22 protein-coding genes and 1 pseudogene are annotated in these 26756 nt (G+C 71.5%); 12 read left to right on the top strand and 11 right to left on the bottom strand.

Translation table 11 applies throughout. The features are described 5' to 3' along the window. Nucleotides 1–105: 105 nt before the first annotated feature. The 4 genes and pseudogenes from KQY30_RS07090 to KQY30_RS07075 all read left to right on the top strand — a co-directional run bounded on the left by KQY30_RS07090 (nucleotide 106) and on the right by KQY30_RS07075 (nucleotide 5406). Entirely contained in the window at nucleotides 106–996 is an 891-nt protein-coding gene (locus KQY30_RS07090; protein WP_217306105.1) for a xanthine dehydrogenase family protein subunit M, read from the top strand. Between the two features lie 2 nt (nucleotides 997–998). Continuing rightward, entirely contained in the window at nucleotides 999–1550 is a 552-nt protein-coding gene (locus KQY30_RS07085; RefSeq protein ID WP_217306104.1) for a (2Fe-2S)-binding protein, read from the top strand. 5 nt (nucleotides 1551–1555) lie between these two features. Further along, nucleotides 1556–3937, top strand: a pseudogene (locus tag KQY30_RS07080) (xanthine dehydrogenase family protein molybdopterin-binding subunit); the annotation flags it as partial. 185 nt (nucleotides 3938–4122) lie between these two features. Then, entirely contained in the window at nucleotides 4123–5406 is a 1284-nt protein-coding gene (locus KQY30_RS07075; protein ID WP_217306103.1) for an XdhC family protein, read from the top strand. A gap of 123 nt (nucleotides 5407–5529) precedes the next feature. On the opposite strand, the gene KQY30_RS07070 is transcribed toward KQY30_RS07075, so the two are convergent. After that, a complete protein-coding gene (locus KQY30_RS07070; protein WP_217306102.1) occupies nucleotides 5530–6555 on the bottom strand; it encodes a LacI family DNA-binding transcriptional regulator in 1026 nt (341 codons plus the stop codon). Nucleotides 6556–6794: 239 nt separating this feature from the next. Beyond that, complete coding sequence (locus KQY30_RS07065; protein ID WP_217306101.1) at nucleotides 6795–7985, bottom strand: lactonase family protein; 1191 nt, start codon at nucleotides 7983–7985, stop codon at nucleotides 6795–6797. Between the two features lie 85 nt (nucleotides 7986–8070). On the opposite strand from KQY30_RS07065, the gene KQY30_RS07060 reads away from it, so the two are divergent. The 3 genes from KQY30_RS07060 (at nucleotide 8071) to KQY30_RS07050 (ending at nucleotide 11528) form a co-directional block, all read left to right on the top strand. Next, entirely contained in the window at nucleotides 8071–9345 is a 1275-nt protein-coding gene (locus KQY30_RS07060) for a VWA domain-containing protein (protein WP_217306100.1), read from the top strand. Next, the gene (locus KQY30_RS07055) at nucleotides 9345–10160 is read left to right on the top strand and encodes a hypothetical protein (protein WP_217306099.1); all 816 of its coding nucleotides are present in this window, start codon (nucleotides 9345–9347) and stop codon (nucleotides 10158–10160) included. The genes KQY30_RS07060 and KQY30_RS07055 overlap by 1 nt, the downstream gene beginning before the upstream one ends. 225 nt (nucleotides 10161–10385) lie before the next feature. Further along, nucleotides 10386–11528 (top strand): winged helix DNA-binding domain-containing protein, encoded by a 1143-nt coding sequence (locus tag KQY30_RS07050; RefSeq protein ID WP_217306098.1) that lies wholly within the window; start codon nucleotides 10386–10388, stop codon nucleotides 11526–11528. Nucleotides 11529–11546: 18 nt separating this feature from the next. Here KQY30_RS07050 and lysA read toward each other — a convergent pair whose 3' ends face one another. The 6 genes from lysA to KQY30_RS07020 all read right to left on the bottom strand — a co-directional run bounded on the left by lysA (nucleotide 11547) and on the right by KQY30_RS07020 (nucleotide 17057). Continuing rightward, nucleotides 11547–12890, bottom strand: coding sequence for a diaminopimelate decarboxylase (gene lysA, locus KQY30_RS07045; RefSeq protein ID WP_217306097.1), 1344 nt, complete (start codon nucleotides 12888–12890; stop codon nucleotides 11547–11549). After that, on the bottom strand, nucleotides 12887–13417 hold the full coding sequence (locus KQY30_RS36255; protein WP_254406996.1) for an SAV_915 family protein: 531 nt from the start codon (nucleotides 13415–13417) through the stop codon (nucleotides 12887–12889). Before KQY30_RS36255 ends, lysA begins: the two co-directional genes overlap by 4 nt. A 302-nt stretch (nucleotides 13418–13719) precedes the next feature. Continuing rightward, nucleotides 13720–14364, bottom strand: a complete 645-nt coding sequence (locus tag KQY30_RS07035; protein WP_046509290.1) for a LysE family translocator — start codon at nucleotides 14362–14364, stop codon at nucleotides 13720–13722. Nucleotides 14365–14476: 112 nt separating this feature from the next. Continuing rightward, entirely contained in the window at nucleotides 14477–15301 is an 825-nt protein-coding gene (locus KQY30_RS07030; RefSeq protein WP_217306096.1) for a response regulator transcription factor, read from the bottom strand. A gap of 194 nt (nucleotides 15302–15495) precedes the next feature. Then, nucleotides 15496–15942 carry a pyridoxamine 5'-phosphate oxidase family protein gene (locus KQY30_RS07025; RefSeq protein ID WP_254406995.1) on the bottom strand — a complete coding sequence of 149 codons (447 nt, stop codon included), beginning with the start codon at nucleotides 15940–15942 and terminating at the stop codon, nucleotides 15496–15498. Nucleotides 15943–16046: 104 nt separating this feature from the next. Continuing rightward, nucleotides 16047–17057 carry a nitroreductase gene (locus KQY30_RS07020; RefSeq protein ID WP_254406994.1) on the bottom strand — a complete coding sequence of 337 codons (1011 nt, stop codon included), beginning with the start codon at nucleotides 17055–17057 and terminating at the stop codon, nucleotides 16047–16049. 404 nt (nucleotides 17058–17461) lie between these two features. Between KQY30_RS07020 and KQY30_RS07015 the strand changes: the two genes are divergently transcribed. Then, the gene (locus KQY30_RS07015) at nucleotides 17462–18112 is read left to right on the top strand and encodes a CBS domain-containing protein (RefSeq protein WP_217306094.1); all 651 of its coding nucleotides are present in this window, start codon (nucleotides 17462–17464) and stop codon (nucleotides 18110–18112) included. A 193-nt stretch (nucleotides 18113–18305) separates the two neighbouring features. Further along, entirely contained in the window at nucleotides 18306–19349 is a 1044-nt protein-coding gene (locus KQY30_RS07010) for a zinc-dependent alcohol dehydrogenase family protein (RefSeq protein WP_217306093.1), read from the top strand. 103 nt (nucleotides 19350–19452) lie between these two features. Here the strand turns inward: KQY30_RS07010 and KQY30_RS07005 are convergent, their stop codons facing one another. Continuing rightward, complete coding sequence (locus KQY30_RS07005) at nucleotides 19453–20139, bottom strand: CBS domain-containing protein (RefSeq protein ID WP_217306091.1); 687 nt, start codon at nucleotides 20137–20139, stop codon at nucleotides 19453–19455. Nucleotides 20140–20453: 314 nt separating this feature from the next. Here KQY30_RS07005 and KQY30_RS07000 point away from each other — a divergent pair, with 314 nt between their 5' ends. Continuing rightward, nucleotides 20454–21995 (top strand): AMP-binding protein, encoded by a 1542-nt coding sequence (locus tag KQY30_RS07000; RefSeq protein ID WP_217306090.1) that lies wholly within the window; start codon nucleotides 20454–20456, stop codon nucleotides 21993–21995. A 44-nt stretch (nucleotides 21996–22039) separates the two neighbouring features. Here the strand turns inward: KQY30_RS07000 and poxB are convergent, their stop codons facing one another. Together poxB and KQY30_RS06990 are read right to left on the bottom strand one after the other, a co-directional pair. Then, nucleotides 22040–23776 carry a ubiquinone-dependent pyruvate dehydrogenase gene (gene poxB, locus KQY30_RS06995; protein ID WP_217306088.1) on the bottom strand — a complete coding sequence of 579 codons (1737 nt, stop codon included), beginning with the start codon at nucleotides 23774–23776 and terminating at the stop codon, nucleotides 22040–22042. A 254-nt stretch (nucleotides 23777–24030) separates the two neighbouring features. After that, a complete protein-coding gene (locus KQY30_RS06990) occupies nucleotides 24031–24498 on the bottom strand; it encodes a Crp/Fnr family transcriptional regulator (protein ID WP_217306087.1) in 468 nt (155 codons plus the stop codon). Nucleotides 24499–24666: 168 nt separating this feature from the next. On the opposite strand from KQY30_RS06990, the gene KQY30_RS06985 reads away from it, so the two are divergent. Next, nucleotides 24667–25176 carry a DUF6328 family protein gene (locus KQY30_RS06985; protein WP_217306086.1) on the top strand — a complete coding sequence of 170 codons (510 nt, stop codon included), beginning with the start codon at nucleotides 24667–24669 and terminating at the stop codon, nucleotides 25174–25176. A 108-nt stretch (nucleotides 25177–25284) separates the two neighbouring features. Continuing rightward, nucleotides 25285–26715 (top strand): phosphoribosyltransferase family protein, encoded by a 1431-nt coding sequence (locus tag KQY30_RS06980; protein WP_217306085.1) that lies wholly within the window; start codon nucleotides 25285–25287, stop codon nucleotides 26713–26715. Nucleotides 26716–26756: the final 41 nt, after the last annotated feature.

Genomic DNA, 26756 nt, shown 5'->3' with positions numbered 1-26756 from the left:
GGCCGTACCGCGTCAACAGCTCATGAAGAGCCCCGATCGTCAACGATCAGATCACGACGAATCGCCATCGGCGAGCGGATCGCCAACGATCAGAAGAGAGCACTCATGGACTTCCTTCGCCCGGCAAGCTGGGAGGAGGCGCTCGCCGCCAAGGCCGCGCACCCCATGGCCGTGCCCATCGCGGGCGGCACGGACGTCATGGTCGAGATCAACTTCGATCACCGGCGGCCGGAGTATCTGCTCGACCTGAACCGGATCGGCGAGCTGAGCGAGTGGACGGTCGGCGAGGAGACCGTCGAACTGGGCGCCTCCGTCCCGTACACCCGCATCATGGAGGACCTCAGGGCCGAACTGCCGGGGCTGGCACTCGCCTCGCACACCGTCGCCTCGCCGCAGATCCGCAACCGCGGCGGCGTCGGCGGCAACCTCGGCACCGCCTCCCCGGCCGGCGACGCGCATCCGGCGCTGCTGGCCGCGGGCGCCGAGGTGGAGGCCGAGTCGGTACGCGGCAGCCGTCGCATCCCGATCGACGACTTCTATACCGGTGTGAAGCGCAATGCCCTCGCCGCCGACGAACTGATCAAATCCGTGCACATCAGGAAAGCGGACGGTCCGCAGCAGTTCTCGAAGGTCGGGACCCGTAACGCGATGGTCATCGCGGTCTGTGCCTTCGGGCTCGCCCTGCACCCCGCGACCCGTACCGTACGGACCGGTATCGGCTCCGCCGCCCCCACCCCCGTACGGGCCCGCGCGGCGGAGGAGTTCCTGAACGCGGCACTCGACGAGGGCGGCTTCTGGGAGAACGGCAAGGTCATCACGCCGTCCGTCGCCCGGCAGTTCGCCATGCTCGTCTCGGCCGCCTGCAACCCCATCGACGATGTGCGCGGCACCGCCGCGTACCGCCGCCACGCGGTCGACATCATGGCCCGCCGCCAGCTCGGCTGGACCTGGGAGCAGTACCGCCGGGGCGGCCACCCCCTGGAAGGAGCGGCGTGACCATGCGGGTGACATTCACGGTCAACGGGCGTGAGCAAGTGGCCGACGATGTGTGGGAGGGCGAGAGCCTGCTGTACGTCCTGCGCGAGCGGCTGGGCCTGCCGGGCTCCAAGAACGCCTGTGAGCAGGGCGAATGCGGTTCTTGTACGGTACGGCTCGACGGTGTCCCGGTCTGCTCCTGTCTGGTGGCGGCGGGGCAGGCCGAGGGCCGCGAGGTCATCACGGTCGAGGGACTCGCCGAATACGCCCGGCAGCGTGATTCCGGGGCACGCGACTCCCGGCGGTCCGAAGCCGGGGAGCGCGGCGCCGAACACCCTGGCGACGGTGAACTGTCCGTGATCCAGCAGGCGTTCATCGACGCGGGCGCCGTCCAGTGCGGCTTCTGCACCCCCGGACTGCTGGTCGCCGCCGACGAGATGCTGGAGCGCAATCCCTCCCCGAGCGACGCCGACATCCGCGAGGCGCTCTCCGGCAACCTCTGCCGCTGCACCGGTTACGAGAAGATCCTCGACGCGGTGCGTCTCGCGGCCGCCCGTCAGGACGAGGCGGTCTGACCGCGATGCCCACCACCGGCACCCCCACCAGCCTCAGCCAGGGCTCCCGCACCAGCGGCGGCATCGGCGAATCGACCCTCCGGCCCGACGGCACGCTCAAGGTCACCGGCGAGTTCGCGTACTCCTCGGACATGTGGCACGACGACATGTTGTGGGGCCACACATTGCGCTCCACCGTGGCGCACGCAGCCATCAGATCCATCGACATCGCGGAGGCCCTCGCCACCCCCGGTGTCCACGCCGTCCTCACCTATGACGACCTCCCGGCCCCGGTGAAGAACTACGGCCTGGAGATCCAGGACACCCCCGTTCTCGCCCATGGCAAGGTCCGGCACCACGGCGAGCCGGTCGCGGTCATCGCCGCCGACCATCCCGAGACCGCCCGCCGCGCCGCCGCCAAGATCCGCGTCGACTACGCCGAACTGCCGGTCGTCACCGACGAGGCCTCGGCCACCGCCCCCGGCGCGCCCCTCGTCCATGAGAACCGCGCCGACCACCACAGCGGCCATGTCCCGCACCCCAACATCGTGCACCGCCAGCCCATCGTCCGCGGCGACGCCGCCGGGGCCGCCGCCCGCGCCGATGTGATCGTCACGGGCGACTATGTCTTCGGCATGCAGGACCAGGCCTTCCTCGGCCCGGAGTCCGGACTCGCGGTGCCCGCCGAGGACGGCGGCGTCGACCTCTACGTCGCCACCCAGTGGCTCCACTCCGACCTCCGCCAGATCGCGCCCGTCCTCGGCCTGCCCGAGGAGAAGGTCCGTATGACCCTCTCCGGGGTCGGCGGGGCCTTCGGCGGCCGGGAGGACCTGTCGATGCAGATCCACGGCTGTCTGCTGGCCCTGCGGACCGGCAAACCGGTCAAGATGGTCTACAACCGGTTCGAGTCGTTCTTCGGCCATGTCCACCGTCACCCGGCCAGGCTCCACTACGAGCACGGCGCCACCCGCGACGGCAGGATCACGCACATGAAGTGCCGGATCGTGCTGGACGGCGGCGCGTACGCCTCCTCGTCCCCGGCCGTCGTCGGCAACGCGGCCTCCCTCTCCGCCGGCCCGTACGCCATCGAGAATGTCGACATCGAGGCGCTCGCGCTCTACACCAACAACCCGCCCTGCGGCGCGATGCGCGGCTTCGGCGCCGTCCAGGCGTGCTTCGCGTACGAGGCGCAGATGGACAGGCTGGCGGCGGCGCTGGGGCTGGACCCGGTGGAGTTCCGGCAGCTCAACGCCATGGAGCAGGGCACCCTCATGCCGACCGGACAGCGCGTCGACTCCCCGGCGCCCGTCGCCGAACTGCTGCGCCGCGTCAAGGCCCGCCCTCTGCCGCCCGAGCAGCAGTGGCTGGTGGCCGGCGAGGAGGCGGATGTACGGGCCCTGCCCGGCGGGCTCTCCAACACCACCCACGGCGAAGGGGTCGTACGGGGCGTCGGCTACGCGGTCGGCATCAAGAACGTCGGCTTCTCCGAGGGCTTCGACGACTACTCCACCGCGCGCGTACGGCTCGAAGTGATCGCCGGGGAGCCGGTCGCGGTCGTCCACACCGCGATGGCCGAGGTCGGCCAGGGCGGCGTCACCGTCCACGCGCAGATCGCCCGTACCGAACTCGGCGTCGCCCGGGTCACCATCCAGCCCGCCGACACCCGGGTCGGCTCCGCCGGTTCCACCTCCGCCTCCCGGCAGACCTATGTGACCGGCGGCGCGATGAAGCACACCTGCGAGGCGGTACGGGAGCGGGTGCTGGAGCTCGGCCGGCGCAAGTTCGGTACGTACCACCCGGCCTGGGCCACCGCCGAGCTGCTGCTCGAAGACGGCAAGGTCGTCACCGACGGCGGAGAGGTCCTCGCCGGTCTGGCGGACGTCCTGGAGGACGAGGCGGTGGACCTGGAGCTGGAGTGGCGCCACCGCCCGACCGAGGCCTTCGATCTCCGTACCGGACAGGGCAACGGGCATGTCCAGTACTCGTTCGCCGCGCACCGCGCGGTCGTCGAGGTCGATACGGAACTGGGCCTGGTCAAGGTCGTCGAACTGGCCGTCGCCCAGGACGTCGGCAAGGCGCTCAACCCGCTGTCCGTCATCGGCCAGATCCAGGGCGGCACCACCCAGGGGCTGGGCGTGGCGGTCATGGAGGAGATCGTCGTCGACCCGGTGACCGCGAAGGTGCGCAACCCGTCCTTCACGGACTATCTGATCCCCACCATCCTCGACACCCCCACCATCCCCGTCGATCTGCTCGAACTGGCCGACGAGCACGCGCCGTATGGTCTGCGAGGCGCCGGCGAGGCGCCGACCCTCTCCTCGACTCCCGCGATTCTCGCGGCGATCAGGAACGCGACGGGCCTGGAGCTGAACAGGACGCCGGTACGGCCGGAGCACCTCACCGGCACGGGCGCCGACAGCGGCGGCACAGGTACCGGCATCGGCGGCACAGGTACCGGCACCGGCGGCCACACCGCACCGTGACGGCGTCGTCCGGCGCGCGGCCCGCGTCCGCAGACCGCGCGCCGGGTCCGTCCGGTGTTTGAGGAACGGCGAAGCCGTACTCAGCGCATCAGATCCCCGAGGAGACCGAGATGCTGGACATCGCCGAAGAGCTGCACCGGTGGGCCGGGCAGGGGCGGGACTTCGCCGTCGCCACGGTCGTCGCGGTCTCCGGCAGCGCGCCGCGCGGGCCGGGCGCCGCGCTCGCCGTCGACAGCGGGGGCGCGGTGATCGGCTCGGTCTCCGGCGGGTGTGTGGAGGGCGCGGTGTACGAGCTGTGCCGGCAGGCGCTGGAGGACGGCGCCACCGTCGTTGAGCGCTTCGGCTACAGCGACGACGACGCCTTCGCGGTGGGCCTGACCTGCGGCGGGGTCATCGACATCCTGGTGACTCCGGTACGGGCGGCACGAGCGACGCCAACCGTACGCGCCGTACGGGCGGTTCGCGCGGATCGGCCGGCGGTTCGCGCGGAACGGCCAGCGGTACGCGCGGATCAGGCAGCGGTACGGGCGGAACGAGCAGCGGTACGCGCGGACGCCACCCGGCCGGTGTTCGCCGCGCTGGAGGCCGCCTCCCGTGGGCAGGCCGCCGCGCTCGCCCGGATCACCGAAGGCCCGGCCGAACTGCTGGGCCGCGCCCTGCTCGTACGCCCCGGCGGAACGTACGAGGGGAGCCTCGGCGGACACCCGGAGCTGGACCGTACCGCCGCCGCCGAAGCCCTCGCCCTGCTGGACTCCGGCCGTACGGACACCGTCGTCATCGGCGCGCGCGGATCGCGCTGCGGCCGGCCGCTGACCCTGCTCGTCGAGTCGAGCGTGCCGCCGCCGCGCATGATCGTCTTCGGCGCCGTCGACTTCGCCTCGGCGCTCGTCCGTACCGGCAAGTTCCTCGGCTACCACGTCACGGTCTGCGACGCGCGGCCCGTCTTCGCCACGCGCGCCCGCTTCCCCGACGCCGACGAGATCGTCGTGGACTGGCCGCACCGCTATCTGGAGTCGGCCGCGACCGACAGCCGTACGGTCCTGTGCGTGCTCACCCACGACGCCAAGTTCGACGTACCGCTGCTGGAACTGGCGCTGCGGCTGCCGGTCGCGTATGTCGGCGCGATGGGCTCCCGGCGCACCCATGAGGACCGCGCCCGGCGGCTGCGCGAGCACGGGGTCACCGAGCGGGAGCTGGCCCGGCTGCGCTCGCCGATCGGGCTCGACCTGGGCGCCCGTACCCCCGAGGAGACCGCGCTCTCGATCGCCGCGGAGATCGTCGCGGTACGGCGCGGCGGCAGCGGGGTTCCGCTGACGGGCGCGCACACCCCGATCCACCACGACGAGCCGCGCCCGTGGGCCCACGAGCGGAGCAGGGTCGATTCGGCGGTCTGAGCGCCCGCCGCCCCGGCCTGCGTGGATCACCCCCGACCCGCGTGGATCCCCCCGTCGGCGGAGATCACCTCCGGTCCGCGTGGGTCACCCCCGTCGGCGGAGATCACCTCCGGTCCGCGTGGGTCACCCCGATGCCCTGCGCACCAGTTCCGTCCGCAGCACCACGTGCTGCCAGGCCGACGCCCCGTCACTGATCGACGCCAGCAGCACCCGGGCCATCGTCCGCCCCATCTCCTCCACCGGCTGGCGCACCGACGTGAGCTGGGGATCCGTGTGGCGCGCGATGGGCGAGTCGTCGAACCCCACCACCGCCACCTCCTCCGGAATCCTGCGGCCCGCCGCCCGCAACGTGTGCAGCGCGCCCACCGCCATCACGTCCGAGGCAGCGAACACCGCGTCCAGGTCCGGGTGCCGTTCGAGCAGCTCGGCCATCGCGCGCCGGCCGCTCTCCTCCGTGAAGTCGCCATGCGCGATCCAGGCGGGGCGCGGGCCGCCTGGGCTGTCCCGTACCGCCTCCTCGTACCCGCGGAGCCGGCACTGCGCCACATACATGTCGAGCGGTCCCGTGATGGTGGCGATACGGCGCCGCCCGGACGCCGACAGATGGTGTACGGCGGCACGCGCGCCGCCCACGTTGTCGGAGTCCACATAGGACACGGACTCGTCGCCGGACCTGCGGCCGCTGAGGACCGTGGGCATCTCCATCCCGGCGAGCAGATCGGGCAGCGGATCGTTGTCGTGGAGGGAGACCAGGAGCACACCGTCGATCCGGCGGGCGCGGGCGTACTGGAGGAAGCGCTGCCGTTCCTTCTCCGTACGGACGAGGGTGAGCAGAAGCTGAAGATCGGTGTCGGCGAGACCGTCGCCGACACCATGGACGATGTCGGAGAAGTACGGCTCGGCGAAGAAACGCTTCTCGGTCTCCGGTATCACCAGCGCCACGGCATCGCTACGGCTGCCCGCCAGGGCGCGGGCGGCGCGGTTGGGTATGTAGCCGAGCTGCGCGATCGCCTGCTCGACGAGATGGCGGGTGGTGTCCTTGACCCGCGGCGAATTGTTGATGACGCGGGACACCGTGCCCCGGCCGACGCCCGCGAGCGCGGCGACTTCTTCCAGGGTGGGCTGGCCCGTACGTCCCTTCGTCACCATCGGGGGCGACCTCCCGTCGCGAGTGTGCCTGAGCCTGATCCAGGAGCGGGGAACGGGCTGGCGCCATCCAACCACTGGGAGCGCTCCCATGCACGCGAACAGTACATAGGACCGTATCTGGACCACATACCGCCCTGCCTGGAAATACCGCCCCGTCCGCGGAACCGGCCCTGCCGGAGCGGCGGCGCGCCCCTCCGGAGTGGCCGTGCCCCTGTCCGGAGCGGGCCTGCGCTTCTTCCCTAGAGCGGCAGAGCGCAGACGGCCACCGGAGCCTGGAACGGTCGGCCCGCGGAGCGCAGCCCGCCGCCGTCCTGGTCGACATGGAAGACCGTCACCGAGTTCGACCGCTGGTTCGCGGCGAACAGCAGGTTCCCGGCGGGCGAGAGGCCGAGCTGCCGGGGGAAGTCGCCGCCCACCGGCACGGTGTCCAGCAGCCGGAGCGCCCCGCCGCCCGCCTCGACCGCGTAGCGGGTCAGGCTGTTGCGGCCGCGGTTGGCGAGATACGCGAAGGCGCCATTGGCGGTGACCACGAGCTGGGACGGGAAGCTGTCGCCCGCGCCGCCCGCCCCGGTGGGCTGCGGCTCGCCGGGCGTCAGCAGCCCGGTCTCCGGCTCGTACGCGCAGACCACGGCGGTGTTGTCCAGCTCATTGGCGAGATAGGCGTACGCGCCGGACGGATGGAACGTGAGATGGCGCGGGCCCGCGCCGGGGCGCAGCCGCGCGTACGAGACCTGCGTGAGCGTGCCCGCCGCCGTGTCCAGCCGGTAGGTGTAGACGGTGTCGTTGCCCAGATCGACCGCCAGGACATGGCCGCCGTCCGGCGAGGTGGTGATCTGGTGCGCGTGCGGCCCGGTCTGGCCGGGGCCCGGCGGCGGAGCGGAGTGCGCCACCAGGTCCGTACGCTCACCCAGCGCGCCCGCCGCGTCGATGGGGTGCACGGCCACACTGCCGGAGGTGTAGTTGGCGCTCAGCAGCCAGCGCCCGCCGGGGTGCACCGAGAGATGCGTGGGCCCCGCACCGCCCGTGCTCCGCGTCCCGAGGACCCGGTGCTTTCCGTCCTCGGCGAGGGCGATCGCGGTGACACCGCCGTTCTGCTGCTCATTGACGGCGTAGAGGGTGCGGCCGTCGGGATGGACGGCGAGGTACGAGGGGTTCTCGACGCCCGCGATCGTGCCCGTGCCGGACACCGCGCCGGTGGCCGGGTCGTACGAGGCGAGTCCCACCCCGGTGCCGCCGCCCGCGGCCGAGGTGTACGTACCGAGGAACAGCGGCCGGGTGGCGGCGCGTGGCCGGGCGGGCACGGACGGTTCCGCCGCAGGCTGCGGGCGGGGCGGCGACTGGGGTACGACGGGCCCTGGCGCCGCCGCGACGGCCGACGCCGCGGCGAGCGCTCCCATACCGATGAACCGGCGCCTGTTCACTCCGCTCATGCCCCAACTTCCCTCGTCCGCAATCGATTTGACAGACCGTCTGCCTTCGTTTGGTTCCCCGGTGCCATTCTCGTATCATCCGGCGATGATCATAAGTAGCCGGTTGGCAGCCGCCGTGTGCGGTCTGGTGGCCACTCTGGCCGTAGGGCTCTTCCCTCCCGCTGCCGCCGCTGACGAACCTACCGGGAAACCGGCACCGAAGGTCGATCTCGTCCTCGATGTGAGCGGCTCCATGCGGGCCCGCGACATCGACGGCCAGTCCCGGATGGCCGCGGCGAAGCAGGCGTTCAACGAGGTGCTGGACGCGGTGCCGCAGGAGGTGGAGCTGGGCATCCGCACCCTCGGGGCCAACTATCCGGGCAAGGACACCAAGGTCGGCTGCAAGGACACCCGGCAGCTCTACCCGGTGGGGCCGCTGGACCGTACGGAGGCGAAGACGGCGGTCGCCACCCTCGTCCCCACCGGCTGGACCCCCATCGGACCCGCGCTCCTCGGCGCGGCCGAGGACCTCGAAGGCGGTGACGCGACCCGCCGTATCGTCCTCATCACCGACGGCGAGGACACCTGCGCGCCGCTCGACCCGTGCGAGGTCGCGCGGGAGATCGCGGCCCGGGGCATCCATCTCACGATCGACACCCTCGGCCTCGTGCCGGACGCCAAGACCCGCAGGCAGCTCACCTGTATCGCCGAGGCCACCGGCGGCACGTACACCTCCGTACGGCACACCGACGAACTCTCCGGCCGGGTCAAACAGCTCGTGGACCGCGCCGCCGACCCCGTCGTCACCCCGGTGGCGACCGAGGGTGCCGCGCGCTGCGCCGACGCCCCGCAGATCAAGCCGGGCCTCTACAGCGACCGGGAGAAGTTCTCCGAGCACCGCTGGTACCGCGTGGACGTCCTGCCGGGCCAGGAACTGCGCGCGTCGGTGAGTGTCGCGGCCGACCGTGCCGTCGACCGGGACTACGCGGTGCTGCTGCGCGCCGTGACCGTACACGGCAGAGAGATCGTCCGGGGCTCGGAGGCGGGCGACGGACGCACCGATGTGATCTCGGCCGGGCTGCGCTACCCGAAACCGCCCGCCGACGATGACGGCGCCGACGGGCTGAAGCCGGCCGCGGAGACGGTCTGCCTCCAGGTCAGCAACGCCTTCTCCGCGCCCGACTCCGTGCAGACCACCCCGGGTCTGCCGGTCGAGCTGACCGTCGATCTGGTGGACGCGCCCGACGCGGCCTCCGACATCGCCGCGTTCGGCCTCGGCCGCGGCTGGTGGCTGCTCGGCACCCTGGCCCTCACCGGCCTAGCCGCCGGACTGCTGTGGGGCTGGATCTCCCGCCTGCGTGTCGTCTGGAGGACCAACTGATGCGTATCACCGGTCTGTTCGTGAAATCCCTGATCGCCGGGGCGCTGCTGTCCGCCACGGCGCTGTTCGGCTCGGCGGGCACCGCCCTGGCCGACGAGACCCCCGTACCCGCCACCGGGGAATCCGAGAACGCCGACGGGCCCGAGGCCGCGGCGCCGACCGAGGCAGGCACGTCCTTCCGTACGGCCGCCGCCTTCAGGCCGGGGCAGACGGCTTCGGCCGAGGCCTCCACGGGTGACTATCTCTACTGGGTCTTCCCGGCCGACGCGGGGCAGCGCCCCACCGTACGGGCCACGGTCACCCTGCCCGAGTCCGCCGCCGCGAGGAAGGGCGCGCTGACCTGGCAGGTCGACGTCTACGACGGGCTGCGCCGCCGCCAGCCCTGTGTGAGCGGCGCCCAGACGAAGGCGGTCGCCGCGGACGCGGACACGGTCTCGCTGCGCTGCACGCTCCGTACGGTACGGGCCTGGGCCGAGCCCTGGTCCAACGATCCGCTGCCGGGCAGCTACTACGTACGCCTCACCGTCGTGAACGCGCAGGAGGAGGACCTCGGCATGCCGGTACGGACGGAGGTCGAGGCGGCCACGCCGGGCGCGGGCGGCGCGTACGCGGTCGGCGGAAAGCTGTCCGAGCCGCTCACGCCGGGGATCACCGAGGCCTCGTCGGAGACGGCCGTGACCGCGTCGGAGCCGGAGGACGGCTGGTCCTCGGGCTGGTGGACGGACCGCTGGATCTGGACGGTGGTGGGGGGTGTGCTGGGCGCGCTCGCGGGCATCGCCGGGTACACGCTGGCACGGCCGTCGCGCCGGGCCTGATGGGCCTCTTGGGCCTGTTGGACGTACGGAAGTGAGAAGGCGGCGGGTCCGGATGCGTCCGGGCCCGCCGCTTTCGTCGTGGTTTTCGGGGCTGTGGTCGGGGACCGAGGCTGTCCGCCAGTGCCGGAGGCTGTCCGCGAGCGTCGCCGGACGGGGTCTGGTGCAGCGACCGGCAAGGTTTGCGACGGGGCAGATCCTGCCGGGTAGGGCACTAGCGTGGTGGCCATGGCTCCCGCGAGGACGATCACGATCAGCTCCGCCAGTCACCCCGTGCTCTCCACCCGTGCGCTCAGCAGGGCCACCCTGGAGCGCCAGCTCCTGCTGCGCCGCAGCGGGCTGTCCGCCGAGTCCGCCGTCACGCATCTGCTCGGACTCCAGGCCCAGAACGTCAAGCCGCCGTACTTCCAGCTCGCGGCCCGCCTGGAGGGGTTCGTACCCGACGACCTGTCCGCGCTGATGGCCACGCGCCGGGTCGCCCGGCTGGTCACGCTCCGCTCCACCATCCATACGCACACCGCCGACGACTGCCTCACCCTCCGCCCGCTCGTGCAGGCCGCGCGGGACCGGGAGTTGAGAACGTTCCGCGACCGGCTGACCGGGGTGGACCTGGACCGGCTCGCCGCTCGTGTCCGCGAGCTGGTCGAGGAGCGGCCCCGGCCGCTGAAGGAACTGCGCGAGGCACTGGCCGAGGAGTGGCCCGAGGCCGAGCCGTTCGCGCTGGGGGTCGCCGGACGCTGTCTCGTGCCGCTCGTACAGACCACCCCGCGCGGACTGTGGGGCCGCGCCGGACAGGTCACGCTCACCACCGCCGAGCACTGGTTCGGGCGTCCCGCCCAGCCGGTGCCCGCGCCGGACGGCACCGTACTGCGCTATCTCGCCGCCTTCGGCCCGGCCTCCGTCAAGGACATGCAGGTCTGGTCCGGGCTCACCCGGCTGCGGGAGGCCTTCGAACGGCTGCGGCCCCGGCTGCTCACCTTTCAGGACGAGAGCGGGACCGAGCTGTTCGATCTGCCGGAGGCGCCACGGCCCGCCGAGGACACTCCCGCGCCGCCGCGTTTCCTGCCCGAGTACGACAACCTCCTGCTCTCGCACTCCGACCGGAGCCGCGTGGTCCCGCCCGGGTACCGGGGCCGCGCCGTCCGGGGCAATCAGCCTTTCCGTACGTTCCTCGTGGACGGCTTCCTTGCCGGGATCTGGCAGCTCACCGAGAGCGGCGGGCATGTGACCCTGACCGTCGAGGCCTTCGGCGGGCTGACACCCGGTCAACGTACGGAGGTGGCCGAGGAGGGGGAGCGGGTGCTCGCCGTCATGGGCATGGCCGGGTCGTACGACATCCGGTTCGGGAGTTTCAGCGAGCCGCGGGACTGAGCGTCCGGGGCCGGCGGGTCACAGGCCGACATCCCGTGCGCGCAGGTCGTCGAAGGTCTCCCGGCGTACCAGAAGCCGCGACCGCCCTCCCGAGACCGCGACCACCGGCGGCCGGCCGGTCATGTTGTAACCGGACGCCATCGACACCTGGTAGGCACCGGCGGCCGGGACCGCCAGCACATCACCGGGTCGGATGTCCGCGGGCAACTCCACAGGACCGGCGAGCACATCGCCCGCCTCGCAGTGCCGGCCGACGACCGTCGCCGTCCGCATCGGGGCCGAGGAGGCATGGCCCACCCGGCGGACCGTGTAACGCGCGCCGTACAGGGCGGGCCGCGGGTTGTCGCTCATCCCGCCGTCGACCGCGACGAAGACACCGCCGCCGCCCCGCTTCACCGACAGCACGCGGTAGAGCGCGATCCCGGCGGGTGCGACGACCGAGCGGCCCGGCTCCACCGTCAGCGCTGGTACGGGCAGACCGTGCGCGGCACAGGCGTCCGCGAGGGTGGCGGTGATCAGGCGCCCGTACTCGGCGGGGGCGGGTGCTGGATCGCCCGGTACGTACGCCACCGCGAAGCCGCCGCCCAGATCCAGTTCGGGCAGGGTCACTCCGTACCGCTCCCTGATCCGCGCCAGAAACGCCACCAGGCGGCGCACCTCCTCGGCGTACGGTTCCGGCCCGGCGATCTGGGAGCCGAGATGGCAGTGCAGGCCCGTGAGTTCGAGCCGGGGCTGGCCGAGGATCCGGCCGACCGTCTCCTCGGCGGAGCCGTCCGCGATCGAGAGCCCGAACTTCTGGCCCTCCGTCCCCGTACGGATCTTGGGGTGGGCGCCCGCCTCGATTCCGGGCAGGACACGGACCAGCACCCGCTGCGGACCGGGCCCCGGCGCCTGCGCGGCGATCCTCGCCGTCTCGCAGGCCGAGTCGATGACGATCCGGCCGACGCCCAGACGCAGCGCCGCCGACAGATCCCGCGGGGACTTGGCGTTTCCGTGCAGCACGATCCGCTCGGGCGGAAAGCCGCGGGTGGCTGCCAGCTCCAGTTCGCCGGCGGAGCAGACATCGAGGCCGAGGCCCTCCTGGTCGATCCAGTCGACGACCGCCCGGCAGAGGAACGCCTTGGCGGCGTAGACGATCTCGGCGTCGGGCAGCGCCCGCCGCCAGGCCCGGGCCCGGGCCCGGACTTCGTCCTCGTCGAGGATGTACACCGGGGTGCCATAGCGGTCGGCCAGCTCCGCGAGACCGACCCCGGCCACCGCGATGTCCCCGCCGGGCGCCACAACGGCGGACGCGGGCCAGACCGGCGGGGCGTTCAACTCGTTGATGAGTGCGTGGACACGCCTCAGTGGTTCGGTGGTCATACGGGCATCGCCTCCTGCCGTACGAGTTCCGGCCGTACGAGCTTCGGCTCTACGGGCTTCGGCTGTACGGGCGCGTCTGCCGGTTCCGGAACGGGCGGGGCATGGCGGGCGCAGGCCCTGACCGGCGTGGCCTGCCGGCCGATGGCGGAAACGGGGGCCGGGGCGGTGAGCTGGGGGTCCACCGTGACGATGGTCGTGCCGAGCGGTGCGGCGAGCGCGCGCAGCGCGGGCTCCGCCAGCCTGATCCACGCCTGCCGCTCGCCGAGAACGGCGGTCAGCCGGTGGGGGCTGGTGAAACCGATCGCGGTCCGCGCGCCGAGCGGGGTGCGGGCGAAGCGGAGCTGATACCCGCCGCACGAGCCGAGCCGTACGGGCACATAAAGCGGCCGTACCGCGCGGCAGTCGTCGGGGCGGGAGCCATCGGGGTCCGGATCGGAGGGATCCGAATCGTCCGGGACCGCGTCGTCGGTGGCTGCGGCCGGATCGGCGGGCTCCGAGTCCGCGTCCTCGGGAATGAGGCGCTCCATGGTGTCCTCCCAGGGGAGTCGTTCACTGCCTGACTCCAGGAAGCTATGCCCGGCGGACGACGGATCGCCGGGCCCATGACGGAGCGTTGACCGCGGAAGCCCGCTTTTTGACGCACCCCTGGCACCCGCCGATGCCCAAGCCCCGACTACCGGGCGCGGGCTTCATGCCCCGGCTCCGAACCCGGGCCTCCGAGCCACAGCCCCCTGCCCCCGGCACTCGAACCCCTGCTCCCGGCTTCCGTCCCGGTCCCGGCCCCCCGAACCCCTGTTCCCCGGTTCCGGCCCCTGTTTCGCAGGGCTTCTCAGTCCGCCCGGCCCGTCGCCGCGACCGTCACCCCCAGCCCGATCATCGCGAACCCGCCCGCGCCGCCGACCATCGACAGCCGCCGGTCCGAGCGCGCGAACCAGTTGCGGGCAGCGGAGGCGCCCAGGCCCCACAGGGTGTCCGTGACCAGCCCGATCCCGATCGGTATCAGCCCCAGCAACAGCATCTGTGCCGGCACCTGGCCCGCCGAATGGTCCACGAACTGCGGGAGTACGGCCGCGAAGAACACCACACCCTTGGGATTGGTGATCCCCACGACAAAGCCGTCCCCGACCGTACGGAGATCCCCGCGCGCCGGGCCCGCGGGAGCCGACATGGCCGAGGCCCGCATCTCCTTGCGATGCCGGAAGGCCTGCACCCCCAGGAAGACCAGATAGGCCGCGCCCGCCAGCTTCACCGTGAGGAAGACCGTCACCGACTCCTCGACCAGCGCGCCTATCCCCAGCGCGACGGCGACCACCAGGGCGTATGACCCGGCCACATTGCCGAGCACTGTCGCGAGCGCGGTCCGCCGCCCGTGCGCCAGCGCCCGCCCGATCACGAACAGCACGCTCGGCCCCGGAATCACGATCACGAGCAGGGACATCGCGGCGAAGGCCAGGAACCGGTCCATCGACACCATGCGCATACCTCCAGTACGTACCTATGAACGACCGGCCCTATGAACGACCGGCCCCCAGCGGCCGGGCATTTCCTTCCCCAACGGCCGCGGATCTCCCGAAGCGGCCCCGAAGCTACGGCAACAGGCCGGCGCGCCTGGCCGCCACCACCGCCTCCAGCCGGGTGTGCGTGCCGAGCCTGCGCATCGCCGAGCGCAGATACCCCTTCACCGTCTCCGGACGGAGCCCCAGCAGTTTCGCCGTCGCGGCATTGGTCGAGCCCGCCGCGACACAGCGCAGGACATCCACCTCGCGCGGTGCCAGCGTGACCGGCGGCGGCACCGGTGCGTCCACCGGCCGTGCGGCCCCCGTGAGCCGCCCGCAGACCGCGAGCACCTCCGCCCGCATCTCCGCGTCCACGATCCGAGGCGCCAGCGCACGCAGTTCGCCGTGGGCCGCCCGTATCTCCTCCCGGGCCCCGGCAACGCCCGTCGCCTCGTGGGCCACCGCGAGCAGCCGCCGCACCTCGTCCCGTACGACAAGGGCCCGCTCCACATCCCGCGCGGCGGCCACCACCGCGTCGAAGGCCCGCTCACCGATCGGCAGGGCGCTGCGCAGCGCTCCGTACAGCACCCCGCGCACCCGGCGCCGTACGACCACGGGCACCGCGAGCACCGAGCGCAGCCCCTCCGCCGCGACCGCCGCGTCGTAGTCGTGGCTGATGTGCCGCGCTTCGCGGTAGTCGGTCACCGCGCAGGGTCTGGCCATGGCGATCGACTTGCCGCCCAGACCGTGCCCCGACGAGATCCCCAGCCCGCGCAGGGCGCTCGTCGACGTCCCGTGCAGCTCGGTGATCCTCAACTGCCCCGCCTCATGGGTCAGTCCGCCGAACGCCACGGTCAGCCCGGTCGACCTGCGCAGCCGCACCAACGCCGCCCGCGTCTCCACCGCCTCGCCCATGCCCCCGCCCTCCCGCCGCCCCCGCGGCCCCTCCCGCCGTCACCCCGCCCAGGGGTGGTGAGACCCACATCTGAGACCCACATCCGAGACCCGCATCACTGACTACACGATGCTATGGCCTGCCTGCGACATGGCATCGGTTGTCCACAGGGCGGGCCACGGCGGTTGTCCACAGGCACCCTCGCCCCGCCCCGTCACCGGCCGGGAGTCGGCGCCGGGCCTATGCGGCGGCCCGTCATCCGCGCGGGGAAGATCGCCAGCCACAGCCGGCGGTCGTCGCCCGCCCAGGGGGTGGTGTACGCCTGCTGGTCCAGTCCGCGTGCGGCGGCGTCCCCCGTGACGGCACGCGCGGTGCCGACGACATTGACGCTCCAGCCCTGACGTACCGCGTCATCGACATGGTCGACCTCGAAGACGACCTCCTGGTCGGCCGCAGCCGCCGCGGCGGTGCCCGGGGCCGTTCTGTACGCCAGCGAACCGTCCTCCGCCACCACGTAGTTGACGGGAACGACAGCGGGACCGTTGCGTGTGTTCACGGCCACCCGGCCGACACCGTGCGTGGAGAGCAGGGCACGGCAATCCTCTTCGCTCAGCGTCCCGAACTCGGTCTCGGGCGAATCGTTCTGGGCTCGGTCCGTCATGGCTGACCACATCCCTCGGTCGTTTCGGGTTTTCCCTGCCCGCTGCCCACTGGGCGCTGCCCACTGGCTGTTGCCCCTGCCCGCTGCTTCTCGCGGCATCGCCGTCAGTCGCCGATCGTCAGCACGTCCCCCACGGGACGGCGTGGTGTCCGGGGGCCCCGGGGCCCGTATCCCAGACGCAGGACCATCTGGACATGGCCCGTGCCGGACACCGGGTCGCGCAGCAGCCACCGAAGTTCGGGATGTTCGAGTGCCTGAGTGGCGGGCGTACCGGACACCCCGTGCAGGGTGGCGAGGAGCAGGACCCGTTCCATGGCCTGCCCCGCGCGCAGCCAGTCGGCCGGTCCGTCTTCCGGGGTGCTCAGCAGGAACAGGTGGGGCCGGTCCTCGAAGTCCGCCACGGTTCTGCCGGGCACCACCCCCGTACCGGCGAAATCGCGCACCGGAGCCCCGCCGCCTCCCTTGCGCGGTCCGAAGGCGTAGTCGGGGACCCCGTCGGCGGACGAATCGGACGCGGCGTTCCAGGTCCACTGCCTCAGCTCGGCTTCCCTTCCTGGGGACATCCGGTTGTATCCCTCGGCGTCCTGGATCAGATCCAGGACGAACTGGAGGTGCGGTCCGGTGAGGAAGGTGAGTTCGGCGCCCTCCTGCCGGGCGGCGTCGGCGAGTGCGCGCCGTACCTCCTCCGGCAGGTCCTGGTCCGTGAAAGGCTGGCGGCTGGTGTGCCGGTCGTGGATCGCCGGGTGGAGCGCGCGGAGTCCGTCGTCCTGTGCCTCTGTCCCGGTTGCCGTCGCGGTCGCCGTCCCGGTCGTCGCGGATTCGAGTCGTACGGTCGCCAGGAGTGAGGGATCGCGGGGGTCGGGCAGCAGCGCCGTCTCCGGGCGGAGCGCCCGGTGGACGGCCGCGACCCGGAGATTCAGCAGTGCGGCACCGCAGCCCAGGTGCAGGCCGGCCAGGGTGGGGTCGGAGGACGGCAGGGCGCGGTCGAGGTCCGCGGAGAGAGCGAGAGTACGGCTGTCCGGGGCGTAGTGGAAACGCCAGGGCTGGGCGTTGTGCATCGACGGTGCGGCCGTGGCGTCGGCGACCAGGCCGTTCACCGTTGTTTCGTCAAGCACGGGTGACAACACGGCTGCTCCCCGATGAGTGGGTGCTCCCGGACGGGTGATCCCCGTTACTCTCCAGCGTGCTCCCGGGGCCGGGCCGACGGCAGGGGCCGTAAGGCCCTGTCGCGGGACCCGTCGGCCTGGAACCGCGGGCTTCGGCCTGGAAGCCCGGGTCGGCCGTTTCCCTCTTCCCACCATGGAGGCTTCCCGCCATGAAGGCCTCCCACAGCGAAGGCTTCTCGCAATGAAGGGCCGGTTCTTCCCCTGATGAGGGGCCGAGTGGCTCATGTGCCGGGTGGCGGGGCCGTGGACCGTGGAGAGGTGGCCGCGTCCGGCGGCCGGGGCCCGGGGCCCGAGGCCCGTGGTCATGAGGCCTGAGGCCTGAGACCCGTGGTCATGAAGGGAGCAGTGAGGACATGGATCACCGCAGGATCAGTGAGCTGATGACCCGCGATGTGGTGAGCGTGCGGCCCGAGACGCCTTTCAAGGAGATCGCCAGGGCGCTGGCGGACCGTGACATCAGCGCCGTACCCGTGGTCGACACCGCGGGCCGTCCGGTCGGCCTGGTGTCGGAAGCTGATCTGCTGCGCAAGGCGGCGGGCGGGTCCGATCTGTCGGGCCGGACACCGCTGCCGGACCTGGAGGCGTGGGAGCGCGCCCGAGCCGAGGGCAGCACCGCCGGAGAGGTCATGTCCGCCCCGGTGGTCTGCGCGCACCCCGACTGGACCGTTGTGGAGGCGGCCCGTCTCATGGCGGTGCAGAACGTCAAGCGTCTGCCCGTGGTGGACGAGACCGACACACTGCGCGGCATTGTCAGCCGCGCCGACCTGCTCCGGGTCTTCCTGCGCCAGGACAACGCCATCCGGGACGAGATCACCCACGACGTCCTGGCCGGAACCCTCGGCCTCGCCCCCATGGCGGTCACGGTCGATGTCAAGGAGGGCGAGGTCACCCTGCACGGCACGGTGGAGGACGGCCGTCTGATCCCGGTGGTGGTACGGCTGTGCCGCAGCGTGGACGGCGTCGTCGCGGTCTCCGAGGACCTCAGGCACCCGACGCGCGACTGATACCGCCGCGGCGCGGCTGATACCGCCGCAGCGCGGCTGATATCGGCGCGGTGCGATACCACTGCGGCCGGGCGTGCGGCCGGGCGTATGGCCCGGGCGTGAGGAAATAGCCATCGATCACCGTCGACGGGCCGCCACCGGCCCGCGAGGAGACGAGTCAACGAGTCAACAAGTCAATGAGGAGATGCGCGTCATGAAGGCATTCGTCTTTCACGGGCCCGGACGGTCCTCCTGGGACGAGGTCCCCGAACCCTCGGTCAAGGACGGGGCGGATGTGATCGTCCGTGTCGACTCCGTCACCATCTGCGGCACCGATCTGCACATCCTCAAGGGGGACGTCCCGGAGGTCGTCCCCGGTACCGTCCTCGGTCATGAGGCCGTCGGGGAGGTCGTGGAAGCGGGCGGTGACGTGCACACCGTACGGCCCGGGGACCGGGTCCTGGTGTCCTGCATCTCGGCGTGCGGGCGCTGCCGCTTCTGCCGCGAGGCCCGGTACGGCCAGTGCCTCGGCGGCGGGGGCTGGGTGCTGGGACATCTCATCGACGGGACTCAGGCCGAGTATGTGCGCGTACCCTTCGCCGATTTCTCCGTCCACCGGCTGCCCGGCTCGCTGGACAGCCAGGACGCGGTCCTGCTCGCCGACATCTTCCCCACCGCCTACGAGGTGGGGGTGCTCAACGGGCGTGTGCGGCCCGGTGACACGGTGGTCGTGGTCGGGGCGGGACCCATCGGCCTGGCCGCCGTCGCCACGGCACGGCTGTTCTCACCGTCACGTGTGGTCGCGGTCGATCTGTCGCGGCCGAGGCTGGAGGCGGCACGCCGGTTCGGCGCCGACGCGGTGGCGGACGCGGCGGAAGACCCCGTACGTCTGGTCCAGGATCTGACCGGGGAGCTCGGAGCCGATGTGGCGATCGAGGCGGTGGGACTGCCCGAGACCTTCGAGCTGTGCGCTCGAATGGTCCGGCCGGGCGGACACATCGCCAATGTCGGGGTCCACGGCAAGCCCGCCGTACTGCACCTCGAAGACCTGTGGATCAAGGACGTGACCATCACGACGGGGCTCGTGGACACCTTCTCCACCCCGATGCTGATGGACATGACCGCTGCCCGGCGGCTGCCCACCTCGTCGCTGGTCACCCACAGCTTCGAACTCGACCGGATGGAGGAGGCGTACGAGGTGTTCTCGGCGCCGGAGAGCGGAGCGCTCAAGGTCGTCCTGGAACGGCCCGCCGCGTAAGCCTCGAACGGCCAGCCGCGTAATAAGCGGAAAAGCCCACCGCGTGAGCGCGGGACCGCGCTGCCTCAGAATTCGCTGTCAGAGTTCGCGGGACCGCGCCGCTTCAGAGCTGGGGTCGCGTCAACGGCGGCTCGACCGGTCCGATGCCCGGGCCCACGAGTGCGCACTCGACGTCCACCACCCCTTCGACCGCGCGCGTCAGGCGGGCCGCCAGCGGGACGAGAGCGGTGTCATGGATCTGGCCGCTCAGTGTGACCACCCCGTTCACCACGGTGACCCGCACGTTCTCACGGGACACCAGAAACAGGTGGTCGATGACGTCCTCGCGCACCTCCTCCGCGAGATCCTCGTCCGACCGGAGGAACACCTTGAGCAGATCGCAGCGGCTGACGATCCCGTCGAGCCTTCCCGAGGAGTCGACCACGGGCAGCCGCTTGAGGGTTTTCCGCGCCATGGCCCGTGCCGCCTGGGCGAGGGTGGCGTCCTCCTGGACCGTGACGGCAGGGGCGGTCATCACTTCCGCGGCGGTCACCGCTCCGGCCTTGCGCAGATCGTCGAGGCGTCGCATCTGTTCCACGCGGCCGGGATCCGCGTCCCGGAACTCCTCCTTGGGGAGCAGATCCGCTTCGGACACGATGCCGATCACGCGGCCGTCGTTCCCCAGGACCGGCAGGGCGCTCACGTTCCACCTCTCCATCGTGTCCACGATCTCCTTGAACCCGGCCTCCGGGCTGACCGAGACCACGGCATGCGTCATCACATCGCTCACGGTGTGCGGAGTGTGATGCATGATCCCTCCTCCAGCGGATTGAACGGACGGCCATGTACGGACGGCCATGTCAGGAACGGGTTCCTGCCAGGAACGGGTCCCTGGCAGGACCTGGTCGCCGCTACAACAAGCCTCGGTCCACCCGACCCGCCGGACCCAGAGGCTGACCGGCCCCGCCTCCGGTCCGAACGGCCCACACCGGGCGGGGAGGCCGAAGAGGCCGAGGAGAGCGCGTGGCTTTGATGAACCGTTCAAGGCGTCAAGAACGGGGAAGTCCCTTTCCCAGTGCGATTGAGCGCCTGACAGGCGCTCGTTCCGGACAGAGGGAGAGAGCAATGCGGGTTCCGATGACCGTGGCGGACTTTCTCGACCGGGCGGAGCGGGGGTTCCGTACCAGCCCGGGTGTGGTCGACGAACAGGATCAACCCGGTTTGCCCGTGCCCGTGTCGACGTACGGCCGGCTCGGCGAGCGGGTACGCGCGTGGCAGGCGGGGCTCGACGCGCTCGGTGTGGGGGAGGGGGAACGGGTGGCGGTGGTGAGCCACAACTCCGCCCGCCTGCTCGAGCTGCTGTTCGCGGTGCCGATGAGCGGGCGGATCTGCGTGCCCGTCAACTTCCGTCTGAAGCCGGAAGAGATCGAGTACGTGGTGCGGCAGAGCGGCGCCTCGGTCCTGTTCGTCGATCCGGAGCTGGACGCGGCACTCTCCGGGATCAAGGCGCGCCACCGCTTCGTCCTGGGCGAGCAGACCGAGGCCGGACTCATGCGCTTCGGCGTCGAGCCGCGCCCGTGGTCGAGGCCGGACGAGGACGCCACGGCGACGATCAACTACACATCGGGAACCACCGCCCGCCCCAAGGGCGTTCAACTGACCCACCGCAACATCTGGGTCAACGGTCTCACCTTCGGGCTCCACACCCGGGTGTGGGAGCGGGACGTCTATCTGCACACGCTGCCGATGTTCCACTGCAACGGCTGGGGGATGCCGTTCGTGATGGCGGGACTGGGCGTCAAACAGGTGGTGCTGCGCAAGGTGGACGGTACGGAGATCCTGCGCCGGGTCGACGATCACGGAGTCACGCTGATGTGCGGCGCGCCCGCGGTCTGGAACGCGGTGCTGGACGCGGCGGCGTCCTGGGAAGGGGAGATCCCGGGCCGGGACCGGGTGCGGATCGTCTGCGCGGGCGCCCCGCCGCCGAGCAGGATGATCCAGCGCGTGGACGAGGAACTGGGCTGGGAATTCACCCAGATCTACGGCCTGACCGAGACTTCACCGCTGCTCACCTTCAACCGGACCAGGCCCGGCGACGAGGACCTGCCCGCGGAGGAACGCGCGCGCAAGCTCTCCCGCGCGGGACTCCCCGCGCTCGGCGCCAGGCTGAAGGTGTCCGAGTCCGGGGAGGTCCTGGCCCGGTCGAACGTCGTGCTCGACGGGTACTGGGACAAGCCGGAGGAGACCTCGGCCGTCCTTGAGGACGGCTGGTTCCGCACCGGCGACGGCGGCACGTTCGACGACGCCGACGGGCATCTGACGATCTCCGACCGGAAGAAGGACGTGATCATCACGGGCGGCGAGAACGTGTCGTCGATCGAGGTGGAGGACACGATCTTCAGCCACCCCGCGGTCGCCGAGGTGGCCGTCATCGGTGTGCCCCACGAGAAGTGGGGCGAGACGATCAAGGCCCTGGTGGTCCTCGCGGACGGTGCGACTGCCCAGGAGGCCGACATCATCGCCCACTGCAAGCAGCGGATGGCCGGCTACAAGGCGCCGACGTCCGTCGAATTCCGCGATGCCATCCCCCGTACGGCGACCGGCAAGATTCAGAAGTACAAACTCCGCGAGCCGTACTGGTCCGGCCTGGAGCGAGGAGTCAACTGACCGGAGGACACGCTGTCGGTCACGCTCGGGACACGGCTGCCGCTCTACTCGGCGCTGAGCTGGCGCAGGTTGGTCTTGGTGAGTTCGAGGATCTCGTCCCCTCGGCCGGAGAGGATGGTCCGGGTGGCGAACAGGGTGAAGCCCTTGAGCTGCTCCAGGGTGATTTTCGGCGGCAGCGACAGCTCGTACCGTTCGGTGCGGGCGTCGATCAGCGCCGGTCCGTTGTGCGCGAAGGCCGCGCGTAGGACGTCGTCCAGTTCGTCGGCGTGTGTGACGCGCGCCGCGAACAGGCCGGAGGCGCGGGCGAGGGCGCTGAAGTCGGGGTTGTCGAGACTGGTGCCGTACGTGACGATGCCCGCGGCTGTCATCTCCAGCTCGACGAAGGACAGCGCCGAGTTGTTGAAGACGACGATCTTCACCGGAAGGTCGAGCTGGCGCAGTGTGATCAGTTCGCCGAGCAGCATGGCCAGGCCGCCGTCACCCGACAGCGCGACCACCTGGCGGTCGGGCCGGCTCGCCTGGACACCGATCGCGTGCGGCAGCGCGTTGGCCATCGAGCCGTGGTTGAAGGAACCGATGAGCCGCCTCTCGCCGTTCATGCGCAGATATCGGGCCGCCCACACCGTCGGGGTGCCGACGTCGGCGGTGAAGGCCGCGTCACGCGCCGCCAGCCGGTCGATCGCGGCGGCGACCTGCTGCGGGTGCATGGGGGAGTCGGTGGATCTGGCCTCGGCCAGCCGGTCCAGACGGGCGCGCACCCGCCGGTAGTGCCCGGTCATCTTCTCCACGAAGTCGTTGTCCGTCCGCTGCTCCAGCAGGGGAAGCAGCGCCTGCGCGGTGTCCTTGACGGTCCCCACCAGGGGGACCTCCACCTGCGTACGGCGGCCGATCTGCTCGCCGCGCACGTCGACCTGCACAACGGGAACGTTCTCGGGGTAGAACGACCGGTACGGGAAGTCGGTGCCGAGCATCAGCAGCGCGTCGCAGTGCTCCATCGCCCGGTAGCCGGAGCTGAAGCCGATCAAGCCGGTCAGCCCGACGTCGTAGGGGTTGTCGTACTCGAGGAAGTCCTTGCCGCGCAGCGAGTGGACCATCGGTGCCTTCAGCGCCGCGGCCAGGGCCACCGCCTCGTCGTGCGCGCCCGCGCAGCCCGCCCCGGCAAGGATGGTCACCCGCCCGGCGGCGTTGAGGACGCGCGCCGCCTGCGCGAGCGACCGGTCGTCCGGCCGCACGACCGAGGCCGACTTGAACACCGGGCGCGGCGGGGGCGAGGAGACGGCGCGGTCGAGGAACAGCTCGCCGGGGACGACCACCACCCCGACGCCGCCGCGCTCCAGGGCCGTGCGCATGGCCATCTCCAGCAGCCGTGGCACTTGCTCGGGCACGCTCGCCATCTCGCAGTACACACTGCACTCGCGGAACAGTTCCTGAGGGTGTGTCTCCTGGAAGTAGCCCCCGCCGATCTCCACACGCGGGATGTGCGCGGCGATGACGAGCACCGGCACGCGGCTGCGCTGCGCGTCGAACATGCCGTTGACGAGATGAAGGTTTCCGGGGCCGCAGCTACCGGCCGCGACCGCGAGTTCGCCGGTGATGCCCGCCTCGGCGGCGGCTGCGAACGCGGCGGCCTCCTCGTGCCTCACATGCGCCCAGACGATGCCGCCGTCACGGCGCAGGGCGTCGGTGAAACCGTTGAGAGAGTCTCCCGGCAGGCCGTAGACCCGCCGTACGCCGGAGGCCTTGAGCGTAGAGACGATGGCATCCGCGACCGTGACGGCCATGCGTTTCTCCTGCCTGTTCAGGGGTTGTGCGGGGGGTGGCGCTCCACCCGGTCGGCTCGCTTGCCACCGCACACGCCGCGTGCCCGGGCCCCCATACGTCGGCCGCACAGTGCAGATTGGCGCCTTTAGTACAACCCGCGCATATACGGCACGCAAGCCGTGGACCGCGAGACCGGTACGCGCCCCTCGCGCGGCTCTCAGGGGGAACGGGCCGTCGAAGGTTGCGGAAACGTTTTGACCGAAGCGGAATTCCCTCAGGGCATCGGGCCCTCGTTTGTGGCGTGCGGTGCGAACAGGTCCAGGAGACGGGTCCTCGCCTCGTGCAGCCGATAGGCGAGGACCCCGCCTATCCAGAGCGCCACCGCCTGCCCGAAGACCGGATCGGCGCGGCACATCCGCCGTACGTCCTCGGCGTCGAACTCATAGGTGCGTACGAGAGTCATGGCCTCGGCCCCGAGCTGCCAGGCGAACGGCGGGAAGAGCCAGGACCAGCCGACGAGACTGCCGGCGCCCAGCGACCCGACCTCGGCCGGGCGGCGGCCCGGCACCCGTACGTCGAGGATCACGCATCCGCTGCGCACGATCCAGAAGCGGTCGGCGGACTGCCCCTCGTCGAAGAGACGGGTGCCCTCGGGGAAGTTCACCTCGCGCGCGCCGCGCATCAGGCGTTCTCTGTGATGGATGGGGAGTGCGTGCAAGGTGGTGTCTATGGTGGTGGTCATCAGTGCCGCCTCCTCGAAATGCCGCGGCGACCGGCCCACGAACCACCCGGCGGCCTGCGGGTTCTTCCTCTCCAGACTCCATCAGGAATTCGCCCTGCGCTATGGGGCATGCGCCTCCGTACGGAGAGTCCTTCCGGCCCGCTCCCCGGGAGCGGCGGAGAATGGGGCATGCCCACGCAGCCGGACGACGACAGCCAGCGGGACGGTCGGCAGGACAGCCACCGGCCGGTTCGCCATGAGACCGCCGACGAGCGCGCCGACCGGAACATGGCCGAACTCCTCCAGGAGCTGCGGGTCGTCCAGACCGGGGTGCAGATCGTCTTCGCCTTCCTGCTCGGTGTGGCCTTCACCAACCGGTTTCCCGAACTCGACGACTTCCAGCGCATCACCTACGTGGTCACCCTGCTGCTCACCGTGGTCTCCTCCGCACTGCTCGCCACCCCCGTCGCCGTGCACCGGGTCCTCTTCCACCAGGGCGTCAAGCGCCGGATCGTGAATCTGTCGGGACGGCTGGCCGAAGCGGGGCTGGTCTTCCTCGCCCTCTCGCTCAACGGCGCCGTACTGCTGCTGATGGACGTCGTGCTCAGCCGGACGTCGGCGATCGTGATCACTGCGGTCTCGTGCGCGATGTTCGCCGGGCTGTGGTTCGGGCTGCCGCGTGTGCTGCGCCGTCATTGACGGCCGTCACCGACGCGTCCGCGACGGTCCTGCCGGTTCAGATGTTTTGGGGTTGGATGGAAAGAGTTCCCGATGCGGGCCGCAGAGCCCCGGGAGAGGAGGCGGATCATGCGCTTCGTCGACCGAACGGCCGCCGGGAGACGGCTGGCCGAAGAAGTGGAACGGATGGATCTTGTCGATCCCGTGGTACTGGGCCTGCCGCGCGGCGGGATCCCGGTCGCGTACGAGGTGGCCCGGGCGCTGGCCGCGCCGCTCGATGTGATCGCCGTACGGAAGCTGGGCGTGCCGTACCAGCCCGAGCTGGGATTCGGCGCGATCGGCGAGGAGGGCGTACGGATCATGAATGACGATGTGGTCCGCGCCGCCCGGGTCGGCGCCCGCGAGCGCGCGGCGGTGGAGGAGGACGCGCGGGCCGCGCTGGAGCTGCGTCTGCGGCGCTATCGGGGCGACCGCCCGCCGGTCGGGCTCAGGGGCCGTACGGCGGTGATCGTCGACGACGGCATCGCCACCGGCTCCACCGCGTCCGCAGCCTGCCGGGTGGCGCGGGCGCGCGGTGCGGCCCGGGTGGTGCTGGCCGTACCGCTGGCACCGTCCCAGGCCCTGGCCTGGCTGCGCCAGGAGGCGGACGACGTGGTGTGCCTGTCGTCACCGGAGTACTTCGGCTCGGTCGGCCAGTGGTACGTGGACTTCGCGCAGACCGGCGACGACGAGGTGGCCGCCCTGCTCGCCCGGGGCGCGATGCCGGAGGACGGCGGGACCGTACGGACGAGTGCCGCTTCGGGCATGGGTACCGGTACGGGTACGAGCCGCGGACCCGGCCGCGGAACGGGCACCGGGCCCGGCACCGGAACCGGGCTCGGTACGGGTACGGGGATGGCGGACCCCGAGGTCGTGGTGAGCGCCGGTCCGGCCCGGCTGCCCGGGAATCTGGTCCTGCCGGACGGAACGCCGGGCATCGTGGTCTTCGCGCACGGCAGCGGAAGCAGCCGGCACAGCCCGCGCAACCAGGCCGTGGCCACCGCCCTGAACCGGGCCGGCCTCGGCACCCTGCTGTTCGATCTGCTCACGCCCGACGAGGCGATGAACCGTACCAATGTCTTCGACATCGGGCTGCTGGCCGAGCGGCTCACCCTGACCACCCAGTGGCTCCTTCGCGAACACCCGCTGCCGGTCTGCTACTTCGGCGCCAGCACCGGCGCCGCCGCGGCCCTGATGTCGGCGGCCGAGCCGCACATGGACATCGCGGCGGTGGTCTCGCGCGGCGGCCGTCCCGATCTCGCGGCGGGTCGGCTCGCCGAGGTACGGGCGCCCACGCTGCTGATCGTCGGCGGAGCGGACACCGAGGTTCTGCGTCTCAACCGGCAGGCGGCCGACCGGCTGCGCTGCGAGTACGGGGTGGCCGTGGTGCCGGGCGCCACGCATCTCTTCGAGGAACCCGGCGCGCTCGAAGCCGTGGCGGAACTGGCCGCCGAGTGGTTCGCCGGGCATCTGTTCCCGTACGGAGCGGCCCTGGGCCCGCACCCGGGCCGCGAGCGCTGAACCGCGCCCCGGCCTCGAACACCGAGGGCATCTCGAACACC

The organism is Streptomyces sp. GMY02, assembly GCF_019056675.1.
In the GTDB taxonomy this organism is placed as follows: domain Bacteria; phylum Actinomycetota; class Actinomycetes; order Streptomycetales; family Streptomycetaceae; genus Streptomyces; species Streptomyces odonnellii.
The sequence above is the reverse complement of the archived record's forward strand: the minus strand, read 5'-3'. Positions and strand labels throughout refer to the sequence as shown.